Genomic DNA, 20,600 nt, shown 5'->3' on the forward strand with positions numbered 1-20,600 from the left:
TTTCAAATCAACCTCTAAAATGCAATACCCAAATTCTGTGTGATGAATATCTCAGGATTTATTAACCGAGATGTTCATCCACAGAATTTTCACTTATCAATATCAATCGTTAAAAAACATACATTTTATTGTGTATCCAATAAATTGTTGTGTTTTTGCAAACGAAAAGAGTTGTTTGACAAGCAAACATATGCACATTGCAGAATTCAGATATATTCCTATTCATTTATAATATCACCCTTACTGACATAAGAAAGAACCAAACGGCGAACCACGGCATGAATGTCTTCATTAGGGAACTTCTGGCGATATTTCTCCGTAAGGTCTTCGCAGAAATACATCTTGCTATGAACCAAAGAAGAAGGAATATTTTGATGCATAAACACATCGTATGTTGCAACAGGCTTGCCATCCTTTGTGTCGACAGGCACAATATCCATCTTATACCAAGCATTTGCAGAAGCGGCAGAGAACAATCTATAATTGTCCTTACTCTCCACTTTACCAGCGATGCTCAGTATATATCCGTCAGCAGACTTATCGTCCTCAGGATTCACCGCATATAGCATATATACAGCAGGAAGCGTCGAGTATTTTTTTGTGATAAACTGATATTTCTTGCTTCCTCCAAAAGGAGGGTTTGCCTTCAAATCCTGCTCTATATCCTCACGAATTTGTGGCGCATCCACCACAAACTCTACTTCGCCAGTATAATTGACGACAGATTTCGATGACTGTGGATTTGGCGGAGTAACTTCACCATTGTCATTGCTGTTGTCACACGCACAAAAAGCCAAGACTACCAACAGTAGTAAGACTGATTTTTTTACTAGATATTTCATATCCTAATTTGTTTATTAAACCTATTTTGATATTAAACGTAGAATATGCCTAAAGCTTGCTCTATTTTACGTTTTTAACATTCCATCTAAAACTTGCCAACACTCACAAGAAGCCATCATTTCCCCGCTTCCTACTGTCCCTTACGATAGATGGCAACAAAGCGGTTAGCGATATTGATGAGTTTCTGCCGGGCGTTAGGATCTTTCACATCCTTAAAACTCCAGTTGGGGAATTCGCCGCGCATCTTGGAGAAACGCTTGGAGATGGCACTAGCATTGGTCAGATTGGAAGGCATGTCCAACTGTTCTGTAAGATACTTGCAGAAAGATGCGCCATTTTCAAAGTCGCCGTCAAAATCATCGATACTGGAGAGCGCTACCATAATCAGGGCATAGTCTTTCTTCAAAGGAATAGCCTTCTCGTTTATCATCTTCTGCAAGGCTCGCTTTACTCTTTCTTCCTGGCTCAAGTTGCTCCATTCCTCCTCATGTTCTTCTTCCGTTTTTTCCTGCCCGCCGTTTTTCTGCACCTCAAAATCTGTCACTTCCAATTCCAATGTTCTCTTCAGCTTGGGCTCGAATCCGTGAAGATAATCTTCATCATTGTTCTGGCGCATCAGTTCATTGATCTGAGATGAAACGAAGAAACCATCCTCGCCATAATAACCGATATTGGCTGCCAGCCGCTCAACCACCTCATGGTTCTTCACGACTGCTCCGAGGCACCGCTGAGAAAACTCCTGAGTTACGTAGCCTCTCCATTGCCCCATAATCATTGAGCAAAACTGAAACACTTTCGACTCCAAAGGCATCATCTGAAGTATCACAGCTGCCATATACAGGATGACAAATACGATCCTCTGCCGCTCTTCCTGAGCTGTAGCATACCCATCCTCGTCGACATAGTTTTTCTCATATTGCCCTATTCCCTCCACAAAGGCAAGGCGGCTCTCGGTATCGGTATGCGAAAACATCATTTTGTCTACGATGCAGAACACCTCATAAAAAACATCCTCGCATGAACATCTGGACGTAGGAAACCACGTCTTATCATTGAAGATATCATGGGTGATGGCTCGGAAAACCTGATAAATCATGTGTTGCGAAAAAGATTTATCTACCATCTGTCTGGTCTTCATCTTAAATAACCTCATCGTCGTAACCATTTAAATCATCAAGAATCACATCAAGAGAATTGATCAAAGCAAACTGAGAATTCCCATGACAATCGCAACAGACAGCATCTCCATTAACCAGAGCAACAATCTCAACATCGGAGATTTTCACCTTGGTTCGTTTCAGCGAACGGGAAGAGGTGCACGGACCTTTCCAATAATATACCTTGATGCCGTAATCTTCCTTGCTGCACAGGTTCACCATCAAGGCAATGTCTCTGTTTGCCTTGTCTAAGTGCAGCTGGTCACCTCTATCTGTACCAAATTTTACCTCATACATACTGGCATTGAGACACTCCATTAATGATTGCTGCATCTGTAATTGCATGACAAAGGAATATGGCGCGTCGCTGAGAGATTGATGGCGAGGAAAAGAAAACACCACAGCCCTTGGCCTGCAACCAGCCTTGATTCTTTCAGCCACGGCATCAAAGAAATCACCAGGTGGCAACTTGGCAGAAATCACCATATTCCAGCCATATTGATTCGCCACCCTGTTGATATTATCACGCAGAAGAGCCACCACCTTGTCCTGTCCCCTTTTGCCGCCGAAGATTCTAGATTCTTCCACAAAAAGGAAACCTCTGTTGGGGCGATTATCAATGATTACCTTGCAGAAAGGCTGGTTGTGAATTTCATTCTCCTTAAAGTTACTCCAATAAAATTCTTTTTTGTCTGCGCATACATCCAGCACAGCCACACCTTCGCGAAATCCCAATATTCGGTTGTCGTGAATAACGTCTTCCTCATTCTTCCGTGATTCCACCAAAGTCATTTTCTTGCTTTTCAGCAAACTGTCCATTACCTTCTCGAAACCAGTCTGACATTCCTGATATTTTTCAGGCGATGACATTTCGAGAAAATCCAAGGGTAGAGTACCCTCGATACTTGAAAGATTCCGGCTTTTGCAGAAATCAAACTTGAAGACAACGTAAGAAGTCTTTTCGGTGCTGTTTTTGGTTCGTCCAGTCATTGGCTTGCGATTTAAGTTGTACCATGAAAGTTATTTTTCATAGCAACTACAAAAGTAACACTTTTTCCCCGAATAAACAAATAAATTCTAAATTATTTTTTATCAAATTGTCTTTTTTTTATAAAACCATCAAAACGAAATGTGAATGTGAATGTGAATTTGAAATGTAAATCAATGTATCGGGTTGTTCCATCCATTCCTTTTATTGGATATTGTGAATGAAAGTCAGTCCTCGCGCGCGTACCTTATTATATATATAATATGAACCTATAATAATGGCTACTATTACTTAAACACTATTATACGCTTCTCCTTCAGGTAACATTGAAAAACATTTCAAATTCACATTCACATTCACATTTTCGGTTTAACATACATCCTTTGATGTTCCGTACTGCAAACTATCAATTCAACTGATCTTCCCCCAAACTGCGTCCCGACGTAGCCGAGATTACGTCCCGACGTAGCTGGCGATACGTGGCGACGTAGCCCTGGCTGCGTCGCCACGCAGTTTCAGCCCCCTCGCTGCATACCTTCACCATCGGAAAAACAGGGGGAATGCACGTGATTCGGGACAACTATTGCATTTCCCAGAAAAATGTTGTATCTTTGCATTGTCATTCAAAGAAAGACTGAATTAACCACTAAAAAAACTGACTGTTTAACCATTAAAAAAAGAAAGGAAAAAAGAAAATGAAAAAGGAAGTTTGGAAAACTATCTTGCAGGTGATTATCGCTGTACTTACTGCCGTAGGCACTACGCTCGGCGTAACCAGCTGCATGTAGGCTGATTCAAGTTTCGCAAGTTCAGAAGTTAAAGAAGTTAAAGAAGTTAAAGAAGTTATCACTCCCTACGGTCGTTCGGGAAGTTAAGAGACAATAGTCTTCTAGCATAAACTTAGGACATTTGTCCCTTTACTTCCCTCTAACTTCCCTTAACTTCCCCACATGCGAAACTTCAGTAAACTGATTTGTTTAACCATTAAAAAAAAACGATTTGAATTATGGGTATTAAAGTAAAAGCAATTGAGCGCAACGTAGCGTTCGAAAAAGGTAAGCAAAAGTGGGCATTCGTGATGCAGGCTGAACTCTACAGCCAACTCAACGCCACGAAGGTGATAGAAGAAGCTGCCGTTCGCAGCGGATTGCCTAAGGCGGTGATCAACGCCGGATGGTCGGCCATCGGCGAAGTGATTGCTGCATGGGCCACCGAGGGCCACAGCGTGGCTGTGCCAGGACTGGGCAGCCTCCGATTCGGTCTTAACTCTACCGCCGTAGAGGATGTGAACAAGGTGAGCGCCAACCTCATCACCCGCCGATACATCATCTTCGTGCCTAACACCGACATCAAGAAGGAACTCGAAGAGACCTCCGTCAACATCACCTGCTACGACCGAAACGGCAAGGTGGTGAAGCAGGTTACCTCTACCGATACGCCTCCTACTACCCCATCCGGAGGCGATAATCCATCCGGAGGCGATAATCCATCCGGCGGCGACACCCCATCGGGCGGCGATTCTACTGGCGGAACCGGAAGCGAAACCGGCGGCGACGGACTTGAATAAAAGGTGCTGAGCCTGAAAAGTAAAACCCTCCCCAGGTCTTAAAAAGTCCTAGGGAGGGTAAACTTTGTCTGGCAATTTAGATAGAAGGCAATTTGCCAGACGTCCCGAACACAACATGCTAACCCACACATAACCCCTTCGAAATCAGCATGTCGCTAACAATCCTTTGTGCCTCAAATAAATAATACTTTTTTTCAAACCAAATCAACAGCCTAGCCTCACGGCTAAAACGTATATAATGTTCTTATCTTATTTCAAAACATGATGGTAACATATTCTGCAGCGATATCAACCAGCTTCTTGCGGCGGGCTACACCTATTATATAATGAGCCTCCTTCGCCGAACAGTGGAAGTATTTCTTCACAGCTGTTACCAGTTCTTCCTTGCTTATCGAGCCTATACCCTTAGGATAAGCCTTGCGGATAGCCTTCTCGATGTCTGCCATCTTATATTCATGGTGGCGCTTGTGGAAGTACTGCGATACAATGATAGAGAGAACTATCACGAGCAGGATGATGATAAATACTATAGACTTGTTCATTTCTTTATCTCCTTTTAATTGATTAGACATATCAGGTTCCCCGAATCACCCTTCCGGGGTCTTCGTGTTTTTAGGCATCACCGATAGCTGTTATCGGTAAAACCACTGCAAATATAGCATTTTTTCTTGAAACAACAATATTTTTCGGCATTTTTTTCACTATTTCTGCAAAAAAACTTGCAAAATACAAAAAAAACACTTATTTTTGCAAGAAAATAACCCTTAAGACAGAAAGATAATGCAAGAAACTGTAAAGAAAGTATTGAATGGCGATTTTAATCGCAAGAAAGCATTGCTGTTTCTCATAACGGCTCTGCTTACCGTTATCGTCTGGAACCTGCCCATAGATAGCTTCGGCATCGACGGGCTCACCATTGTGCAGCAGCGCGTCATCGCCATCTTCGTCATGGCCGTGATGCTCTGGCTCACCGAGGCCATACCGGCATGGGCTACCAGCGTAGTGATCATCTTCGTGCTGCTGTTCTTCGTCAGCGACTCCGCCTTTAAGATTATGCAAGGCTCGGAGGCTGAGATGGGCAAGCTGCTCGACTATCAGGGTGTGATGGCGTGCTTCGCCGACCCTACCATCATCCTCTTCCTGGGCGGTTTCGTACTCGCCATTGCCGCTACCAAGAGCGGACTCGACGTGATGATGGCGAAGGCCCTGATTGCGCCATTCGGCAAGCGTTCTGAGAACGTGCTGCTGGGCTTCATGCTCATCACCGGCATCTTCTCGATGTTCATTTCTAATACAGCCACCGCCGCCATGATGCTCACCTTCCTCACACCGGTATTCAAATCGTTGCCGCCTTCGGGCAAGGGCCGCGTGGCGCTCACCATGGCTATCCCTATCGGAGCCAACCTGGGCGGTATGGGAACTCCTATCGGAACACCGCCTAACGCCTTCGCCTTCAAGGTACTGAACGACCCAGCAGGACTGAACCTGGGCATCAGCTTCGGCGACTGGATGCTCATCATGGCACCTATGGTGTTCATCATGCTCCTCATGGCATGGGTCATCATCCGCAAGATGTTCCCGTTCTCTGCCAAGACCATCGAGCTCAATATCGAGGGCAACATGCAGCACAACTGGCGCACCACGGTAGTGGCCGTCACCTTCCTCGTAACCATCCTGCTCTGGGTATTCGGCAAGCAGCTGGGCATCAACGCCAACACCGTGGCGATGCTCCCTATCGCCATATTCGCCCTTACGGGAGTGATTACAGCTAAGGATCTGAAGGAGATTGACTGGGCTGTTATCTGGATGGTGGCAGGCGGATTCGCCCTGGGTCTGGCGATGAACGGCACCGGTCTTGCCGAGGCAGCCGTAAAGAGCATTCCGTTTGCAGAATTCAATCCGCTGGTCATCATGATTGTATCCGGACTGGTATGCTTCATCCTGAGTAACTTCATCTCCAACACCGCCACCGCCGCCCTGCTCATCCCTATCCTTACGGTGGTATGCGCCGGCATGGGCGATAAGCTCAACACCATCGGCGGCACCTCTACCATCCTCATCGGAGTAGCGGTATCAGCCAGCTGCGCCATGTCGCTGCCTATCTCAACCCCTCCTAACGCCATCGCCTACTCTACCGGCCTCATCCAGCAGACCGACATGGTGAAGGCAGGTCTCACGGTGGGCGTGCTGAGCATGATTGTGGGCTACGCTGTGCTCATCACCTTCTGCAAGATGGGCGTGCTCTAAAGGGGCATCATCTGCGAAAATACACATTATTATATATATAAGGAATGAAAAAGATTGTTATAGGAATCGACGTAGGCATCTCTACGACCAAGATTGTGGGTATCGATGAAAGCGGCGTGGTGGTTAGCCCCATCCGCATCAAAGCCACCGACCCTATCACCTCACTCTACGGAGCCTTCGGCAAGTATCTGCACGACAACAAGATTGCGCTGAGCGATGTAGAACAGGTGATGCTAACAGGCGTAGGTTCAGCCTATATCGACGAGCCCATCTACGGACTGCCTACCTCGAAGAGCGAGGAGTTCGTGGCCGACGGACTGGGCGCCCGATACGAGAGCAAGCTCGACCGCATGATCGTGGTGAGCATGGGAACCGGAACATCGCTCGTAAAATGCGATGACAGCGGAATAAGACACATCGGAGGCATAGGCATAGGCGGCGGAACCCTGGCAGGACTGAGCCGCATCATGCTCAAGACCGATGACATCAAGCAGATTATCAACCTCGCCAAAGACGGCGACGTGAGCAAGATAAACCTGCTGATAGGCGACATCAGCGCCAAACCTCTGCCCGGACTCCCGATGAGCGCCACCGCATCGCTCTTCAGCAACGCCAAGGCAAACGCCTCGCGCGAAGACATCGCCATGGGACTCATCTGGATGGTGCTGCAGTCGATAGGTTCAGCTACCATCCTCTCATCGCTCGAATCGGGCATCAAGGATTTCGTGCTCATCGGCAACCTCACCCTGCTGCCGCAATGCCGCGAGGTATTCCCAGCCATGGAGAAACTCTACGGAGTGAGGTTCAGGATACCGAAATACTCGGAATTCTGCACCGCCATCGGAGCAGCGCTCGACTATAAGCAGAATGCAAAATAATCACCCATAAATCGCCGCAATGCCCTATACACGGGCGCTGCGGCGATTTTCTTTTCCACCCCCTGCCACGGCACACAGACAACAAGTTGGAAACGCACACAAGCGCACAAAATGCGCAACACGCTGATAGATAACAACTTAAACGTTTCGGAAAACAGAAATTTGTCAAAGTTTTCCAAAACTTTTTCGTTTTTACCTGATTATCAGCGACTTAATATTTTTTAACTATAAAAAAGTTGTCCAAAAGTAATTACTTTCAGAAATATTTTATACCTTTGCAATGTCGAAAAGAGATACTAAGATACCTCTTCAAGTCATAATGACTTAATACTAAGTAATTTAAATATTAATCGTAAAAGTAATACTAAAATGATCCAGACAGTAGTAAAGCGTGACGGACGCATCGTTGGATTCAACGAACAGAAAATCATGGCAGCCATTCGCAAGGCCATGTTGCATACCGACAAGGGTGAAGATACAACCCTTATCGAGCAGATAACCGACCACATCTCTTATCGCGGCAAGAGCCAGATGAGCGTTGAGGCCATTCAGGACGCCATCGAGATGGAACTCATGAAGAGTGCCCGCAAGGATGTTGCCCAGAAGTATATCGCATACCGTAACCAGCGTAACATCGCCCGCAAGGCGAAGACACGCGACGTATTCATGAGCATCGTCAATGCCAAGAACAACGACATCACCCGTGAAAACGCCAACATGAATGCCGACACACCAGCCGGCATGATGATGAAGTTCGCTTCAGAAACCACTAAACCATTCGTCGACGACTACCTCCTCTCAGAGGATGTACGCGACGCCGTCATGCACAACTATATACATATTCACGATAAGGACTATTACCCAACCAAGAGTCTCACCTGCGTGCAGCATCCGCTCGACGTGATTCTGAACCACGGTTTCACAGCCGGTCACGGTTCAAGCCGTCCTGCCAAGCGCATCGAGACCGCAGCCGTGCTGGCTTGTATCTCTCTCGAGACCTGCCAGAACGAGATGCACGGCGGTCAGGCTATCCCAGCCTTCGACTTCTATCTGGCTCCATACGTACGCATGTCGTATCAGGAAGAGGTGAAGAACCTGGAGAAGCTGACAGGCGAAGACCTGAGCGACCTCTATGATGCGCCAATCGAGGACTACATAGAGAAGCCACTCGACGGACTGCAGGGCCGCGAGCGCCTGGAGCAGCACGCCATCAACAAGACCGTGAACCGCGTGCATCAGGCCATGGAGGCATTCATCCACAACATGAACACCATCCACAGCCGCGGCGGTAACCAGGTAGTATTCTCAAGCATCAACTACGGTACCGATACAAGTGCCGAGGGCCGCTGCATCATGCGCGAAATCCTGCAGAGCACCTATCAGGGCGTAGGCAATGGCGAAACAGCCATCTTCCCTATCCAGATCTGGAAGAAGAAGAGAGGCGTAAACTATCTGCCTGAGGACAGAAACTACGACCTCTACAAGCTGGCCTGCAAGGTAACAGCCCGCCGTTTCTTCCCTAACTTCCTGAACCTCGACGCTACCTTCAACCAGAACGAGAAGTGGCGTGCTGATGATCCGGAGCGCTACAAGTGGGAGATTGCAACCATGGGCTGCCGTACCCGCGTGTTCGAAGACCGCTGGGGCGAGAAGACCAGCATCGCCCGCGGTAACCTGAGCTTCTCTACCATCAACATCGTGAAGCTCGCCATCGAGTGCATGGGCATCGAAGACGAAAAGCAGCGCATCGACATGTTCTTTGCCAAGCTCGACAATATCCTCGACATCACAGCCAAGCAGCTCGACGAGCGCTTCCAGTTCCAGAAGACGGCAATGGCTAAGCAGTTCCCTCTGCTCATGAAGTATCTCTGGGTAGGCGCAGAAAATCTGAAGCCGGAAGAGACCATCGAGAGCGTTATCAACCACGGAACCCTGGGTATCGGCTTCATCGGACTGGCAGAGTGCCTGGTTGCCCTCATCGGCAAGCACCACGGCGAGAGCGAGAAGGCACAGGAGCTGGGACTGAAGATCATCACCTACATGCGCGACCGTGCCAACGAGTTCAGCGAGCAGTATCATCACAACTACTCTATCCTGGCTACTCCAGCCGAGGGATTGAGCGGTAAGTTTACAAAGAAAGACAGAAAGCAGTTTGGCGTCATCCCTGGCGTTACAGACCGCGACTATTATACCAACTCCAACCACGTGCCTGTATACTATAAGTGTACAGCCCTGAAGAAGGCTCAGATCGAGGCTCCATACCACGACCTGACCCGCGGCGGCCACATCTTCTATGTAGAGATTGACGGCGATGCTACCCACAACCCTTCTGTTATCGAGAGCGTGGTAGACATGATGGATAAGTACAACATGGGTTACGGCTCAGTAAACCACAACCGCAACCGCTGTCTCGACTGCGGCTACGAGAATGCTGATGCCAACCTCGAGGTTTGTCCTAAGTGCGGCAGCCACCACATCGACAAGCTGCAGCGCATCACCGGTTATCTGGTAGGTACCACCGACCGTTGGAACAGCGGCAAGCTTGCCGAGCTCCACGACCGAGTAACCCATATCGGAGGAGAAAAGTAAAAATGATCAGCGTTTTAAGCATCGTACATGATACGATGGTAGACGGTCCGGGCTTCCGCACATCCATTTATTGTGCGGGATGCCCCAACCATTGTCCGGGCTGCCATAATCCGCAGTCATGGGACATCAGCCACGGCACGATGACCTCTACCGACGAGCTGATGAAGGAAATCATGAGCGACCCCTTCGCCAACGTCACCTTCTCGGGCGGCGACCCTATGTTTCAGGCAAAGGGCTTTGCCGAGCTGGCGCGCGCCATCAGGGAGCAGAGCAGCAAGAACATCTGGTGCTTTACGGGCTATCTCTTCGAAAACCTCGTGAAGAATCCCGAGCAGCTGGAACTCCTCCGCCAAATCGATGTATTGGTAGACGGCCCCTTCGTACAGGCATTGCACGATGAAGACCTCTTCTTCAGGGGCAGCAGCAACCAGCGCATCATCAACGTGCAGAAGTCGCTGAAAGAAGGAAGAGTAATAGAACTCAATCTTACAACAGAAAACCCGAATCCGGTATTGTAAATCTACATACCAGATTCGGGTTTCCCGTTTTCTTTTTTCAGACACGGATTACACGGATTTTCTTATCTTAAATATCTCCTATCCCTCTTAGCATCCGTTTCTTCGAGGTAGCTGATAGAACTCTGAATATAATCACGCTCCCACTCGCTCTCGTGCAATTTCTCATCGCCATAGAGCAGAAGGTCGAGATCCAGCGGAACATCTACCTTACGATAAGGACCACGGATTCTGCGTCCGCATCTCTGCTCCACACTCCGCAGCGCAGCAAGCACAGACTTCTTGGAGCAGATGGTCTCCCCCAACATCACCTGATTCAGAAACTTGTCTGAATTCTCCAGTCCGATAGGCTCAGTCCACATGCGCGGACCGAAGAGGCAGTTCTTGAACATCCATCTCAGATGTTCATGTGCCTTCAACACATTCTCCTCCTGATTTCTGTTAGAGCCGATAGCTATAATTACTTTTGTACGAGTTCTCATTATTAAAATCTTTATTTCTACAAAACAAGTCAGTTTCTCTCAGAAGAGACAGATTGCCCCTGCATTTGTATGTCATATTTTGTGCAAAGATATTAAAAATTTTGTAATAAACCGCGATTTATCCGTTTTTTTTTATATTTTTGCAGAATGAATCATCTAAAAGCAAACATTTTAGGGCTCGCTCTGCTCTGCTGTCTCCCGATGGGCGCACAGCTGAAGTGGAACCAGGCCTATCAGACATATATCAACCAGTATAAGGATCTTGCCATCGAGCAGATGCTCCGTTACCGCATTCCAGCCAGCATCACCCTAGCACAGGGACTGTTTGAGAGTGCGGCAGGAAGGAGCGACCTCGTACGCCAGGGCAACAACCACTTCGGCATAAAATGTCACAACTGGACGGGACCCACCCAGTACCACGACGATGATGCCCGGGGCGAATGCTTCCGCGTATACCAGGACGCAAGAGACAGCTACGAAGACCACAGCAAGTTTCTGGCGCGCCAGCCACGCTACGCACGCCTCTTCGAACTCTCGCAGCACGACTACAAGGGATGGGCTCGCGGACTGAAAGCCTGTGGCTATGCTACCAACCCGCAGTATGCCAGCAAGCTGATACAGATTATCGAGCTCTACAAGCTCAACGAGTATGACAAGGCCAAGCGCTACGACCGCTTCATGGCAACCCACAGCGGTACCGACCAGCCTGTAAACGCCGAAGGATTGCTGCACCCTATCCACATCTTCAACAAGAATTACTATCTCTATGCCCGCGAAGGCGACACCTTCAAGAGCATAGGCAAGGAGGTGGGCATCAGCTGGCGCAAACTGGCACGCTACAACGAGCGCGACAAGCATACCGTGCTGCACAAGGGCGACATCATCTATCTGAAGAAGAAACGCTCCAAGGCACCTAAGCAGTATAAGAAACGCCCTCACGTGATACAGCCGGGCGAAAGCATGTACACCATCTCGCAGAAGTATGGCATCCGACTGGAGAAACTCTACAAGATGAACCATCTCGACCCTAACATCCCGGTAAGCGTAGGAACACGGCTGAGGGTGAGATAAGTGATTAGTGATTCGGTCACTTGGTGATTCGGTGAGAAATGTGAATGTGAATGTGAATTTTAAATGAAAATACAATGAAGAGAATAATATTATCCCTCGCCACCATGGCGATGCTGATGGCGCCCGGCACCATAAAGGCGCAAAACTTTGACGACTATTTCACAGACAAGACGCTGCGGGTAGACTATACCTTTGCCGGCAACCAGAAGCAGCAGATGATAGCCGTAGACGAACTCAACGTAATGCCACGCTGGTACGGCAAACGGCAGCGACTGGCTGAACTCCCGGTAGAGGGCAACGGACAGATAACCGTACGCGACCACCGCTCGGGCAAAATCATCTACCGCAACTCCTTCTCCACCCTCTTCCAGGAATGGCTCTCCTATCCAGAGGCAGAGAAGAACACGCAGAGTTTCGAGAACGTATTCCTCGTTCCCATGCCGAAAGATACCGTAGACATCACCCTCGACCTGCGCAACAACCGCCGCGAGATAACCACCACGCTCACCCACCAGGTAGCGCCGAAAGACATTCTGATTCATCAGAAAGGCAACAAGCCTACACCATACGTCACCCTGCAGCAGGCTGCCGACACCACCCGATGCATCCACATCGCATACGTGGCAGAAGGCTATACCGATGCAGAGATGCCTGTCTTCCTGAAAGATGCGCAGGAGGCTACAGAGGCCATCTTCGCCCACGAACCCTTCAAGAGCATGAGAGACCGATTCAACATCGTAGCCGTAAAGTCGCCATCCAAGCAGAGCGGACCTAGCATCCCAGCCCAGGGCATCTGGCACGAGACCGCCCTCAGCTCTCATTTCGACACCTTCTACAGCGACCGCTACCTTACCACCCTGCATCTCAAAGACCTGCACAACTGGCTGGCAGGTACCCCTTACGAGCACATCATCGTGCTGGTAAATTCGGATAAGTATGGCGGTGGCGGCATCCTCAATTCATACAATCTCACCACCTGCCACCAGAAATGGTTCAAGCCGGTAGTAGTGCATGAGTTTGGCCATTCCTTTGCCGGACTTGCCGATGAATACGCCTACGAGCAGGAGCAGATACCGATGTATCCTCACGATGTAGAGCCTTGGGAGAAGAACATCACTACCCTTGCCGATTTCCACGGAAAATGGGAGAACATGATAGACAAGAAGACCAAGATTCCTACTCCGCTCTCAAAGAAAGAGAAGGAGGCGGTGAGCAAGGTGGGTGTCTTCGAAGGTGCCGGATACAGCTTGAAGGGCGTTTACCGCGGTGTGCAGGACTGCCGTATGCGCATCAACGAAACGCCAGAATTCTGCCCGGTATGCAAGAAGGCGCTGCAGGACATCATCGACTTCTACACGAAATAAAGAAATCATAAAAAAATTATATCTATGAAAGAGCAAAACCTAAACATCAGATACATGGTGGCTCAGCTCTCAGAGTTGAGCCAGCAGGAGCAGAAGCTCGTAAACAGGGCGAAGGCTGCCACCAGCAATGCGTATGCTAACTACAGCCACTTCTATGTGGGAGCAGCCCTGCTGCTGGGCGACGGAAGAATAGTGATTGGAGCCAACCAGGAGAACGCCGCCTTCCCGTCGGGACTCTGTGCCGAGCGCAGCGCCATCTTCGGTGCCCAGAGCAACTATCCCGACCAGCCTATCCTGGCACTCGCCATAGCAGCGAGAAACGGCAACGGCTTCCTCAAGTCGCCTATCTCGCCATGCGGAGCCTGCCGCCAGGTGATACTGGAGATGGAAGACCGCTACCAGCGCCCCGTACGCATCCTGCTCTATGGCGAGAACGGAACCTACTGCTTCGACAGCATCAAAGACCTTCTCCCCTTCTGCTTCGTAGATTCGAACATGAAGGAATAAGATTACAGAGCCCACTTTAAAAAGGGCTCAGGATATAAGAAAAAGCCCTACAGGAAGTTTGCATCATGCAGACTTTCCTGTAGGGCTTTCTTCTTATTCCTCCTTATACTCATTATTCCTCCCTATATTCAAAGCATCCTGCGGCAGGCTGCTCTTTCTTTCTCGGCAAACCATCACGGTCGGTTGCAGGCAGGGTTTCGGCATCAGCCTTTCCTATTGCTGCCGACTCCTTGCGCAGATGGAAATCATACTTCAGATTGTCGGTGTCGAAAAGGCGGAAATGCTTCTCGGCAAACACCGTCGTATCCTTGATGTCCTCATAAACCACATGGGTGAACTTCAGACTGTCGTCCGTCTCCAGCTTCTCCGTGCGCAACACACAATGGTCGAAGAGGAAATTGAAGGCATCCTCCTCTTTCGGAGCCTCCCAGACCACCTCATCATCATGATAGCCCGTTACGAGCGAATTTCTCACCTCGAAACGAGGCAGCGGAGAGGCAAAACCGATGGCAGACTCGCGGCGCCCGTCAAACGGATAGAACTGGGCTATGGTGCAGCCGTTTACCTCAACATCTCCACCCTCAACATAGAGCGGATGCTTCAGACAGTTGGTTATCTGCGAGTTATAAATCTGCACCTTGGCAGAATCAATCCTCACACCGTAGCCCTGACTGTTATGAATCGTAGCATTCTCAACTAGCAGTTTCTGCTTCGTAGCATCGCCCGCTTCTATCATCACAGCATCGTAGGCACTATGAATATCAGCAAATGAAATCTTGCAATCGTGAGCCGAAGACATCAGTCTGATGCCCTGCCATTGTCCCGGTGTGCGGTCGTAAGGCAGATAATCGAACATATGGTCCAGTCGGTCGCCCCGCATCACCACTTCCCTGTCCTTTTCGCCCTCAATCTTCAGCGACCCGAACACCTGCAAACCCGCATTCTCGTGGAAATAGAGTTGGGTGCCCGGAGCAATGGTCAGCGTAGCCGCCTCATCAACCCTGATTCCCCCATAAACCACTACCGGCAGCGTGCTCTCCAGAAACTTGTCTTCCTTCACCTCGAGCGAATTGAGTTTCATCGCATCCCATGAAAACGCCCTCAGATTCACCTTCTGTTCCACGCCACTTTCCAGCGCAAACACCAGGTTGTCGCTCACCAGCTGCGGCTTTTCGCTGTTCTGCATCGCCGAAGTCAATTCTACGAACACGCGTATGCTGTCACCCTTTCTGATCTCCACATTCTGCGTCTGGAATCCCGCTTCGCTGCCCAGATAAGATCCGTCAACATTCACCCTATAGCCCTTCTGGTTACCATTTTCCAGACGCACCGACTGGCAGCGCAGAGCCTTGCCCGTACGGTTGTAAACCCAGAAGCTTCGGGTAGGCGTAGGCACATTCGAGAAGGTGGTGTCCATCTTCAGCGTATCTACTGAAAACGAGAGCACATCTCCCCTCGACGTTGAAAAACTCTCATCGTCGGCACAACTGGCAAGCAGGGCGCTCATCGCCATCCCTACACCCATTATATACAAAAATCCCTTTTTCCGTTTCATATCTATAAAAACGGAAAAAGGGAAATATTATTGTATCTGCCTCTACATAAACAGAGCAAAGATGGATGAGCCAACAACCGTCATCACACCGCAAACCACTATGCTCAAGCTGCTCATGGCTCCCTCTATGGTACCCATTTCCATCGCCTTTGCCGTACCCAGCGCATGGGCAGAACAGCCGATGGCAATACCTTTGGCAATAGGCTCCTTGATGGAGAGAAGCTTCAGGAACTTCTCGGCAAAGATGTTGCCCAGCACACCCGTTACGATGATGACAACCACCGAAACCGAAACATGACCGCCCAACTCCTCAGAAACGCCGATACCGATGGCGGTAGTGATGCTCTTAGGCAGGAAGGTAACGTAGGACGCATGGTCGAAATGGAAGATGAGGGCGAGAATGAGCACGGAGCAGAGACTCGCCAGCACGCCCGAAACGATGCCGATCAGTACAGCCCGATAATTCTTCTTCAGAAGCTCAACCTGCTGATAAAGCGGCACTGCCAGACAGATGGTGGCTGGTGTGAGCAGATAGCTGATGCTGTTGGCGCCCGCCGAATAGGTCTTGTAATCTACGCCCGTCAGCAGGAGCGTGATGATAACGAGGATGATGGAGATGAGCAGCGGGTTCATCAGCGACCATCCCGTCTTCAGCTTCAGCAGCATGCCTATGCCGTAGGCAGCCAGACTGATGAGAACGCCGAAGAAAACTGAATCCTGGAACAACTGGTTCATTTCTTCGCCTCCTTTCCTTTTCTGATTACCAACTGCGTAATCCAGCCCGAAGCACCCATCACGACGAAGGTGCTGACCACCGTAACTACGATATACTGGAACCATGCATTACCGATATCCTGATAAGAATCAATCAGTCCTACGGCAGCCGGAATAAACATCACGGGCATGATGGCAATGAGGAAACTGCTGGTTTCGCGGATATGCTTCACTTTGATCAGTTTTGTTTCCAGCGCAAGGAAGAGCAGGATGATGCCATAGATGCTTGCCGGAATAGGCAATGGCAGCAAAAAATGGAGCAATTCCCCAGCAAAGGAGAACGCTATGATTATCAAAAATTGAATTAAAAACTTCATGTTGAATTACTTTAAACCTTGAAACTTTGAACCTTTGAATCTAAATCAAGCTAACATACTGCTCAATGAGGCTTGCCGTCTCTTCTACGCCCAGGCGCACAGTATCCAGGCAGATGTCATAATCATCGGCATTTCCCCAGGTAAGGCCTGTATAATACTTATGATAAGCCACTCTGCAATCCTCGGTGTGCTCCACAAACTCCTCAGCTTCCTCATACGAAAAGCCCTTCTCCTCCTGAATTTCCTTGATGCGAGCCTCCAGATTGCCGCTCAGGAAAACAGAAATCAAGTCCTTGCGCTCGCGGAAGATATAGTTTCCGCAACGGCCGATGATGATACAATCTTCATCGCCTATCATATCGGCAAGTGTACGGAGCGGTTTTTCTGTCAGCGCCCTCCGCGTTTCGCCAAGCGACGACATCGAGAAGAGCAGTTCATCTACCGGCCGCTCATCGAAGAAAGCCTCCATCTCGTCGAGCACTCCTCTCTGTTCAGCCATTTCCATCATATTTTTACGGGTATAAAAAGGAATACCATACTTTTCGGCGAGCAGCTTGCCCACGCGAATAGCGCCACATCCACACTGGCGCGCTATCGTTATAATCATGATTCTATAAAATTAAAACGTATATAATAATTACTCTGTTCCGTTATCCCCCTCCAGCCCATCCAGAGCGGGAGTTTTATATAGCAAAAAAGCTAAGAAGATTTGACTCTTCTTAGCTTTCTTGTGTCGGGGCGACAGGATTCGAACCTGCGACCACCTGTTCCCAAAACAGGAGCGCTACCGGGCTGCGCTACACCCCGCTTATGCTTTGCTAAAGGTTTGAGTGAGAGAAAAATAGAGTCGGGGCGACAGGATTCGAACCTGCGACCACCTGTTCCCAAAACAGGAGCGCTACCGGGCTGCGCTACACCCCGCTTACTCATCTCTACGATACCTCTTAAGCATTGCTTTAAGCATCATTTCTGAATTGCGAGTGCAAAGGTACTACATTTTTTCGATTCCACCAAATTTTTCCCTAACTTTTTTCAAAAAAATATGCATTTAGATGCAAAATCCTTGAAAACCGGGCACAAAATAAGGGCAACCCCTATCCGGAATTGCCCTTATACCTTATTATATATAGTAGCGGCAAAGAACCGTAACCATACTTGCTAAACTTTTAAATCAGAAACCGACTGCCCGAATCTGTCAAACCGAGAAGACCGGCAAATCTGATTTTACTTGATGATTCCCTCTTCTACGAAAATCTTCTTCAAGATCTGGACAGCCTGCTCAACCTGCTTTCTTGTATGAGTAGCCATGAGTGCGAAACGTACCAATGTATCCTGAGGAGCACAAGCTGGAGGAATAACAGGGTTGATGAACACACCTGCATCGTAAGCCATCTTGGTAACAACGAATGTCTTCTCAGCATCGCGTACGTAGAGAGGAATGATAGGACTCTCTGTCTCGCCAATCTCGAAACCTTCCTCGCGGAAACGCTTCAAGGCATAGTTGGTTACATCCCAGAGATTCTCGAAACGCTCTGGCTCATTCTGAATGATGTGGAGAGCCTCGAGAGCTGCTGCTGTGGCAGCTGGAGTGTTAGAGGCGCTGAAGATGTAAGTACGGCAGTTGTGACGGAGGAAGTTGATCGTATCCTTGTCTGATGCGATGAAACCACCGATAGAAGCCAGACTCTTAGAGAATGTACCCATGATGAGGTCTACCTCGTCGGTCAGACCGAAGTGGTCGCATACACCACGACCCTGCTTGCCGAATACGCCAAGACCATGAGCCTCGTCTACCATGATAGAGCAGTTGTACTTATGCTTGAGCTTAACGATTTCAGGCAAGTTAGCCAGGTCGCCCTCCATAGAGAACACACCGTCAACAACGATGAGCTTGATAGCCTCCTCAGGGAGCTTAGAGAGCACGCGCTCCAAATCTTCCATATCGTTGTGCTTGTAGTGGAGCTGGGTAGCGAATGAGAGGCGGCGGCCATCTACGATACTTGCATGGTCGCGGTCATCGCAGATAATATAGTCGTTACGACCTACTACGCAAGCCAAGACACCCTGGTTTACAGAGAATCCTGTAGAGAAACACAAAGTTTCATCCTTGCCAATAAACTCAGCAAGCTCCTTTTCGAGCTGCACGTGCAAATCGAGCGTACCATTGAGGAAACGGCTTCCTGCACAACCAGAACCATACTTGTCGAGCGCAGCCTTTGCTGCATCAATAACACGCTGGTCGTTAGTCAAACCCTGATAAGCATTAGAACCGAACATCAGGATTTTATGACCATCGATGTCGGTTACCTCTGTCATCTGCTTACTTGTGATCTCGCGGAAATATGGATACACACCGGCAGCCATATACTTCTGAGGTTCACGATAATTCTTGTATCTTTCTTGTAATTGTCCCATTATTAATAGGTGTACTTTATTTCTTTTTTATACTTTTCTAAGTTTCAGGGTGCAAAGATACAAAAAAGAACTCAATAAACGGCTTTTTTTATAAGAAAGTTTACTTTTATAGTTTTTTTAATCGATATTTCTTGTTATTTTGGGTATTTTTATTACTTTTGCAGCCTAAATTTTACAAACTCTTGACTATATAATGAAGAAAAAGATACTTTTCATCATGAATCCGATTTCAGGAACAGCCAGCAAGGCAGCAGTTCCCAGTCTGATAGATTCTGTTTTGGACAAAGAGCTTTTTGAGTACGAGATAAGAATGACTGAAAGAGCTGGGCACGCTTCGGAAATTGCTACCGAAGCGAAGAACAACCATGTAGATGTAGTTGTGGCGGTTGGTGGTGACGGAACCGTCAACGAGGTGGCCCGCTCACTGGTTCACTCCGATACTGCCCTCGGCATTCTGCCTTGCGGTTCGGGCAACGGACTGGCGAGACATCTGCTGCTCCCGATGAACCTGAAGAAATGCATAGAGGTCATCAACCAATGCCAGATTAGAGATCTGGATTATGGTGTCATCAACGACCACCCGTTCTTCTGCACCTGCGGCATGGGCTTTGACGCTTTCGTCAGCATGAAGTTTGCCGAGAGCGGCAAGCGCGGTCCTATCACTTATGCCGAAAATATCCTGCGCGAGGGATTGAAGTATAAGCCTGAGACTTACACTCTGGAGGACGAGACGGGCACCAAACAGTATAAGGCGTTCCTCATTTCCTGTGCCAACGCATCTCAGTATGGCAACAATGCCTATATTGCCCCTCAAGCATCCATGAGCGATGGTTTGATGGATGTCGTCATCATGGAACCATTCGATGTAATCGAGGCGCCTCAGGTAAGTTTCGACATGTTCAACAAGACGTTGGACAAGAACTCGAAGATCAAGTCGTTCCGCTGCAAGAAGCTCCATATTACCCGCAGTCAGCCAGGCTTAATCCATTATGATGGCGACCCTGTGATGACGGGTGCAGAGATTGATGTTCACCTGGAAGAAAAGGGAATCAAGATGCTGGTGAACCCATTTGCCAACAAGAACGACCGCAAGCCGAACATGATTCAGTCTGCCTTTGCCGATTTCTTCAACGACATCAATGCCGTGCGCGATGATATTCATAAAGACATCCAGCGCCAGAGCAAAAGAGTAGAAGCTATCAGCAAACTGGTACAGAAGAAGCTGAACCTTTAAGGGAATGTTGAGTGTTGAATTTAGAGGGAGTGTTGAGTGTTGAATGTTGAGTGTTGAATTTAGAGGGAGTGTTCATTCAACATTCAACACTCAACAT

The 20,600-nt window shown here is 48.6% G+C and carries 20 protein-coding genes and 2 tRNA genes; 10 read left to right on the plus strand and 12 right to left on the minus strand.

From position 1 onward, the window contains the following. Window positions 1-218 precede the first annotated feature (218 nt). The 3 genes from ACWJAO_RS02675 to ACWJAO_RS02685 form a co-directional block, all read right to left on the minus strand. Window positions 219-842 (minus strand): hypothetical protein, encoded by a 624-nt coding sequence (locus ACWJAO_RS02675; protein WP_449139172.1) that lies wholly within the window; start codon window positions 840-842, stop codon window positions 219-221. 131 nt (window positions 843-973) lie between these two features. After that, on the minus strand, window positions 974-1,996 hold the full coding sequence (locus ACWJAO_RS02680; protein ID WP_449139173.1) for a hypothetical protein: 1,023 nt from the start codon (window positions 1,994-1,996) through the stop codon (window positions 974-976). Further along, window positions 1,983-2,990 (minus strand): hypothetical protein, encoded by a 1,008-nt coding sequence (locus tag ACWJAO_RS02685; RefSeq protein WP_449139174.1) that lies wholly within the window; start codon window positions 2,988-2,990, stop codon window positions 1,983-1,985. The genes ACWJAO_RS02680 and ACWJAO_RS02685 overlap by 14 nt, the downstream gene beginning before the upstream one ends. Before the next feature lie 693 nt (window positions 2,991-3,683). On the opposite strand from ACWJAO_RS02685, the gene ACWJAO_RS02690 reads away from it, so the two are divergent. Then, window positions 3,684-3,776 (plus strand): smalltalk protein, encoded by a 93-nt coding sequence (locus ACWJAO_RS02690; RefSeq protein WP_022121332.1) that lies wholly within the window; start codon window positions 3,684-3,686, stop codon window positions 3,774-3,776. Between the two features lie 218 nt (window positions 3,777-3,994). Further along, the gene (locus tag ACWJAO_RS02695; protein WP_117586902.1) at window positions 3,995-4,555 is read left to right on the plus strand and encodes an HU family DNA-binding protein; all 561 of its coding nucleotides are present in this window, start codon (window positions 3,995-3,997) and stop codon (window positions 4,553-4,555) included. 254 nt (window positions 4,556-4,809) lie between these two features. Here ACWJAO_RS02695 and ACWJAO_RS02700 read toward each other — a convergent pair whose 3' ends face one another. After that, complete coding sequence (locus tag ACWJAO_RS02700; protein ID WP_449139175.1) at window positions 4,810-5,097, minus strand: hypothetical protein; 288 nt, start codon at window positions 5,095-5,097, stop codon at window positions 4,810-4,812. 238 nt (window positions 5,098-5,335) lie between these two features. Here ACWJAO_RS02700 and ACWJAO_RS02705 point away from each other — a divergent pair, with 238 nt between their 5' ends. From ACWJAO_RS02705 to nrdG, 4 genes are all read left to right on the plus strand, one after another. Beyond that, the gene (locus tag ACWJAO_RS02705) at window positions 5,336-6,802 is read left to right on the plus strand and encodes an SLC13 family permease (RefSeq protein ID WP_449139176.1); all 1,467 of its coding nucleotides are present in this window, start codon (window positions 5,336-5,338) and stop codon (window positions 6,800-6,802) included. A 44-nt stretch (window positions 6,803-6,846) separates the two neighbouring features. Beyond that, window positions 6,847-7,680: a type II pantothenate kinase gene (coaW, locus tag ACWJAO_RS02710; RefSeq protein WP_337503167.1), complete on the plus strand. Its 834-nt coding sequence runs from the start codon at window positions 6,847-6,849 to the stop codon at window positions 7,678-7,680. A 369-nt stretch (window positions 7,681-8,049) separates the two neighbouring features. Further along, on the plus strand, window positions 8,050-10,269 hold the full coding sequence (locus tag ACWJAO_RS02715; protein WP_449139177.1) for an anaerobic ribonucleoside triphosphate reductase: 2,220 nt from the start codon (window positions 8,050-8,052) through the stop codon (window positions 10,267-10,269). 2 nt (window positions 10,270-10,271) lie between these two features. After that, the gene (nrdG, locus tag ACWJAO_RS02720) at window positions 10,272-10,787 is read left to right on the plus strand and encodes an anaerobic ribonucleoside-triphosphate reductase activating protein (RefSeq protein ID WP_449139178.1); all 516 of its coding nucleotides are present in this window, start codon (window positions 10,272-10,274) and stop codon (window positions 10,785-10,787) included. A 62-nt stretch (window positions 10,788-10,849) separates the two neighbouring features. On the opposite strand, the gene ACWJAO_RS02725 is transcribed toward nrdG, so the two are convergent. Further along, window positions 10,850-11,266 carry a 2-amino-4-hydroxy-6-hydroxymethyldihydropteridine diphosphokinase gene (locus tag ACWJAO_RS02725; protein ID WP_449139179.1) on the minus strand — a complete coding sequence of 139 codons (417 nt, stop codon included), beginning with the start codon at window positions 11,264-11,266 and terminating at the stop codon, window positions 10,850-10,852. Between the two features lie 147 nt (window positions 11,267-11,413). On the opposite strand from ACWJAO_RS02725, the gene ACWJAO_RS02730 reads away from it, so the two are divergent. The 3 genes from ACWJAO_RS02730 to cdd all read left to right on the plus strand — a co-directional run bounded on the left by ACWJAO_RS02730 (window position 11,414) and on the right by cdd (window position 14,208). Beyond that, window positions 11,414-12,337 (plus strand): glucosaminidase domain-containing protein, encoded by a 924-nt coding sequence (locus ACWJAO_RS02730; protein ID WP_449139180.1) that lies wholly within the window; start codon window positions 11,414-11,416, stop codon window positions 12,335-12,337. Between the two features lie 74 nt (window positions 12,338-12,411). Further along, window positions 12,412-13,701, plus strand: a complete 1,290-nt coding sequence (locus tag ACWJAO_RS02735; RefSeq protein WP_449139181.1) for a M64 family metallopeptidase — start codon at window positions 12,412-12,414, stop codon at window positions 13,699-13,701. Window positions 13,702-13,725: 24 nt separating this feature from the next. After that, window positions 13,726-14,208 (plus strand): cytidine deaminase, encoded by a 483-nt coding sequence (gene cdd, locus ACWJAO_RS02740; RefSeq protein ID WP_449139182.1) that lies wholly within the window; start codon window positions 13,726-13,728, stop codon window positions 14,206-14,208. A 112-nt stretch (window positions 14,209-14,320) separates the two neighbouring features. On the opposite strand, the gene ACWJAO_RS02745 is transcribed toward cdd, so the two are convergent. The 7 genes from ACWJAO_RS02745 to spt all read right to left on the minus strand — a co-directional run bounded on the left by ACWJAO_RS02745 (window position 14,321) and on the right by spt (window position 19,269). Continuing rightward, window positions 14,321-15,763, minus strand: coding sequence for a right-handed parallel beta-helix repeat-containing protein (locus ACWJAO_RS02745; RefSeq protein WP_449139183.1), 1,443 nt, complete (start codon window positions 15,761-15,763; stop codon window positions 14,321-14,323). A gap of 42 nt (window positions 15,764-15,805) precedes the next feature. Continuing rightward, window positions 15,806-16,498, minus strand: a complete 693-nt coding sequence (locus ACWJAO_RS02750; protein ID WP_006849545.1) for an LrgB family protein — start codon at window positions 16,496-16,498, stop codon at window positions 15,806-15,808. Further along, complete coding sequence (locus ACWJAO_RS02755; RefSeq protein WP_233338974.1) at window positions 16,495-16,800, minus strand: CidA/LrgA family protein; 306 nt, start codon at window positions 16,798-16,800, stop codon at window positions 16,495-16,497. Before ACWJAO_RS02755 ends, ACWJAO_RS02750 begins: the two co-directional genes overlap by 4 nt. 94 nt (window positions 16,801-16,894) lie before the next feature. Further along, the gene (locus tag ACWJAO_RS02760; protein WP_449139184.1) at window positions 16,895-17,461 is read right to left on the minus strand and encodes a cytidylate kinase-like family protein; all 567 of its coding nucleotides are present in this window, start codon (window positions 17,459-17,461) and stop codon (window positions 16,895-16,897) included. 126 nt (window positions 17,462-17,587) lie between these two features. After that, a tRNA-Pro gene (locus ACWJAO_RS02765) sits at window positions 17,588-17,661 on the minus strand. Between the two features lie 40 nt (window positions 17,662-17,701). After that, window positions 17,702-17,775, minus strand: a tRNA-Pro gene (locus ACWJAO_RS02770). Window positions 17,776-18,078: 303 nt separating this feature from the next. Continuing rightward, complete coding sequence (spt, locus tag ACWJAO_RS02775; protein ID WP_144155079.1) at window positions 18,079-19,269, minus strand: serine palmitoyltransferase; 1,191 nt, start codon at window positions 19,267-19,269, stop codon at window positions 18,079-18,081. Window positions 19,270-19,462: 193 nt separating this feature from the next. On the opposite strand from spt, the gene ACWJAO_RS02780 reads away from it, so the two are divergent. Beyond that, the gene (locus tag ACWJAO_RS02780) at window positions 19,463-20,503 is read left to right on the plus strand and encodes a YegS/Rv2252/BmrU family lipid kinase (RefSeq protein ID WP_144155081.1); all 1,041 of its coding nucleotides are present in this window, start codon (window positions 19,463-19,465) and stop codon (window positions 20,501-20,503) included. The last annotated feature ends 97 nt before the right edge of the window (window positions 20,504-20,600 follow it).

It is taken from the genome of Segatella sp. (genome assembly GCF_977051555.1).

Excerpts from the sequence above, each read along its gene's own strand:
- ACWJAO_RS02675 (WP_449139172.1), bottom strand. The coding sequence starts at position 842 with ATGAAATATCTAGTAAAAAAATCAGTCTTACTACTGTTGGTAGTCTTG.
- ACWJAO_RS02680 (WP_449139173.1), bottom strand. The coding sequence starts at position 1,996 with ATGAGGTTATTTAAGATGAAGACCAGACAGATGGTAGATAAATCTTTT.
- ACWJAO_RS02685 (WP_449139174.1), bottom strand. The coding sequence starts at position 2,990 with ATGACTGGACGAACCAAAAACAGCACCGAAAAGACTTCTTACGTTGTC.
- ACWJAO_RS02690 (WP_022121332.1), top strand. The coding sequence starts at position 3,684 with ATGAAAAAGGAAGTTTGGAAAACTATCTTGCAGGTGATTATCGCTGTA.
- ACWJAO_RS02695 (WP_117586902.1), top strand. The coding sequence starts at position 3,995 with ATGGGTATTAAAGTAAAAGCAATTGAGCGCAACGTAGCGTTCGAAAAA.
- ACWJAO_RS02700 (WP_449139175.1), bottom strand. The coding sequence starts at position 5,097 with ATGAACAAGTCTATAGTATTTATCATCATCCTGCTCGTGATAGTTCTC.
- ACWJAO_RS02705 (WP_449139176.1), top strand. The coding sequence starts at position 5,336 with ATGCAAGAAACTGTAAAGAAAGTATTGAATGGCGATTTTAATCGCAAG.
- coaW (WP_337503167.1), top strand. The coding sequence starts at position 6,847 with ATGAAAAAGATTGTTATAGGAATCGACGTAGGCATCTCTACGACCAAG.
- ACWJAO_RS02715 (WP_449139177.1), top strand. The coding sequence starts at position 8,050 with ATGATCCAGACAGTAGTAAAGCGTGACGGACGCATCGTTGGATTCAAC.
- nrdG (WP_449139178.1), top strand. The coding sequence starts at position 10,272 with ATGATCAGCGTTTTAAGCATCGTACATGATACGATGGTAGACGGTCCG.
- ACWJAO_RS02725 (WP_449139179.1), bottom strand. The coding sequence starts at position 11,266 with ATGAGAACTCGTACAAAAGTAATTATAGCTATCGGCTCTAACAGAAAT.
- ACWJAO_RS02730 (WP_449139180.1), top strand. The coding sequence starts at position 11,414 with ATGAATCATCTAAAAGCAAACATTTTAGGGCTCGCTCTGCTCTGCTGT.
- ACWJAO_RS02735 (WP_449139181.1), top strand. The coding sequence starts at position 12,412 with ATGAAGAGAATAATATTATCCCTCGCCACCATGGCGATGCTGATGGCG.
- cdd (WP_449139182.1), top strand. The coding sequence starts at position 13,726 with ATGAAAGAGCAAAACCTAAACATCAGATACATGGTGGCTCAGCTCTCA.
- ACWJAO_RS02745 (WP_449139183.1), bottom strand. The coding sequence starts at position 15,763 with ATGAAACGGAAAAAGGGATTTTTGTATATAATGGGTGTAGGGATGGCG.
- ACWJAO_RS02750 (WP_006849545.1), bottom strand. The coding sequence starts at position 16,498 with ATGAACCAGTTGTTCCAGGATTCAGTTTTCTTCGGCGTTCTCATCAGT.
- ACWJAO_RS02760 (WP_449139184.1), bottom strand. The coding sequence starts at position 17,461 with ATGATTATAACGATAGCGCGCCAGTGTGGATGTGGCGCTATTCGCGTG.
- spt (WP_144155079.1), bottom strand. The coding sequence starts at position 19,269 with ATGGGACAATTACAAGAAAGATACAAGAATTATCGTGAACCTCAGAAG.
- ACWJAO_RS02780 (WP_144155081.1), top strand. The coding sequence starts at position 19,463 with ATGAAGAAAAAGATACTTTTCATCATGAATCCGATTTCAGGAACAGCC.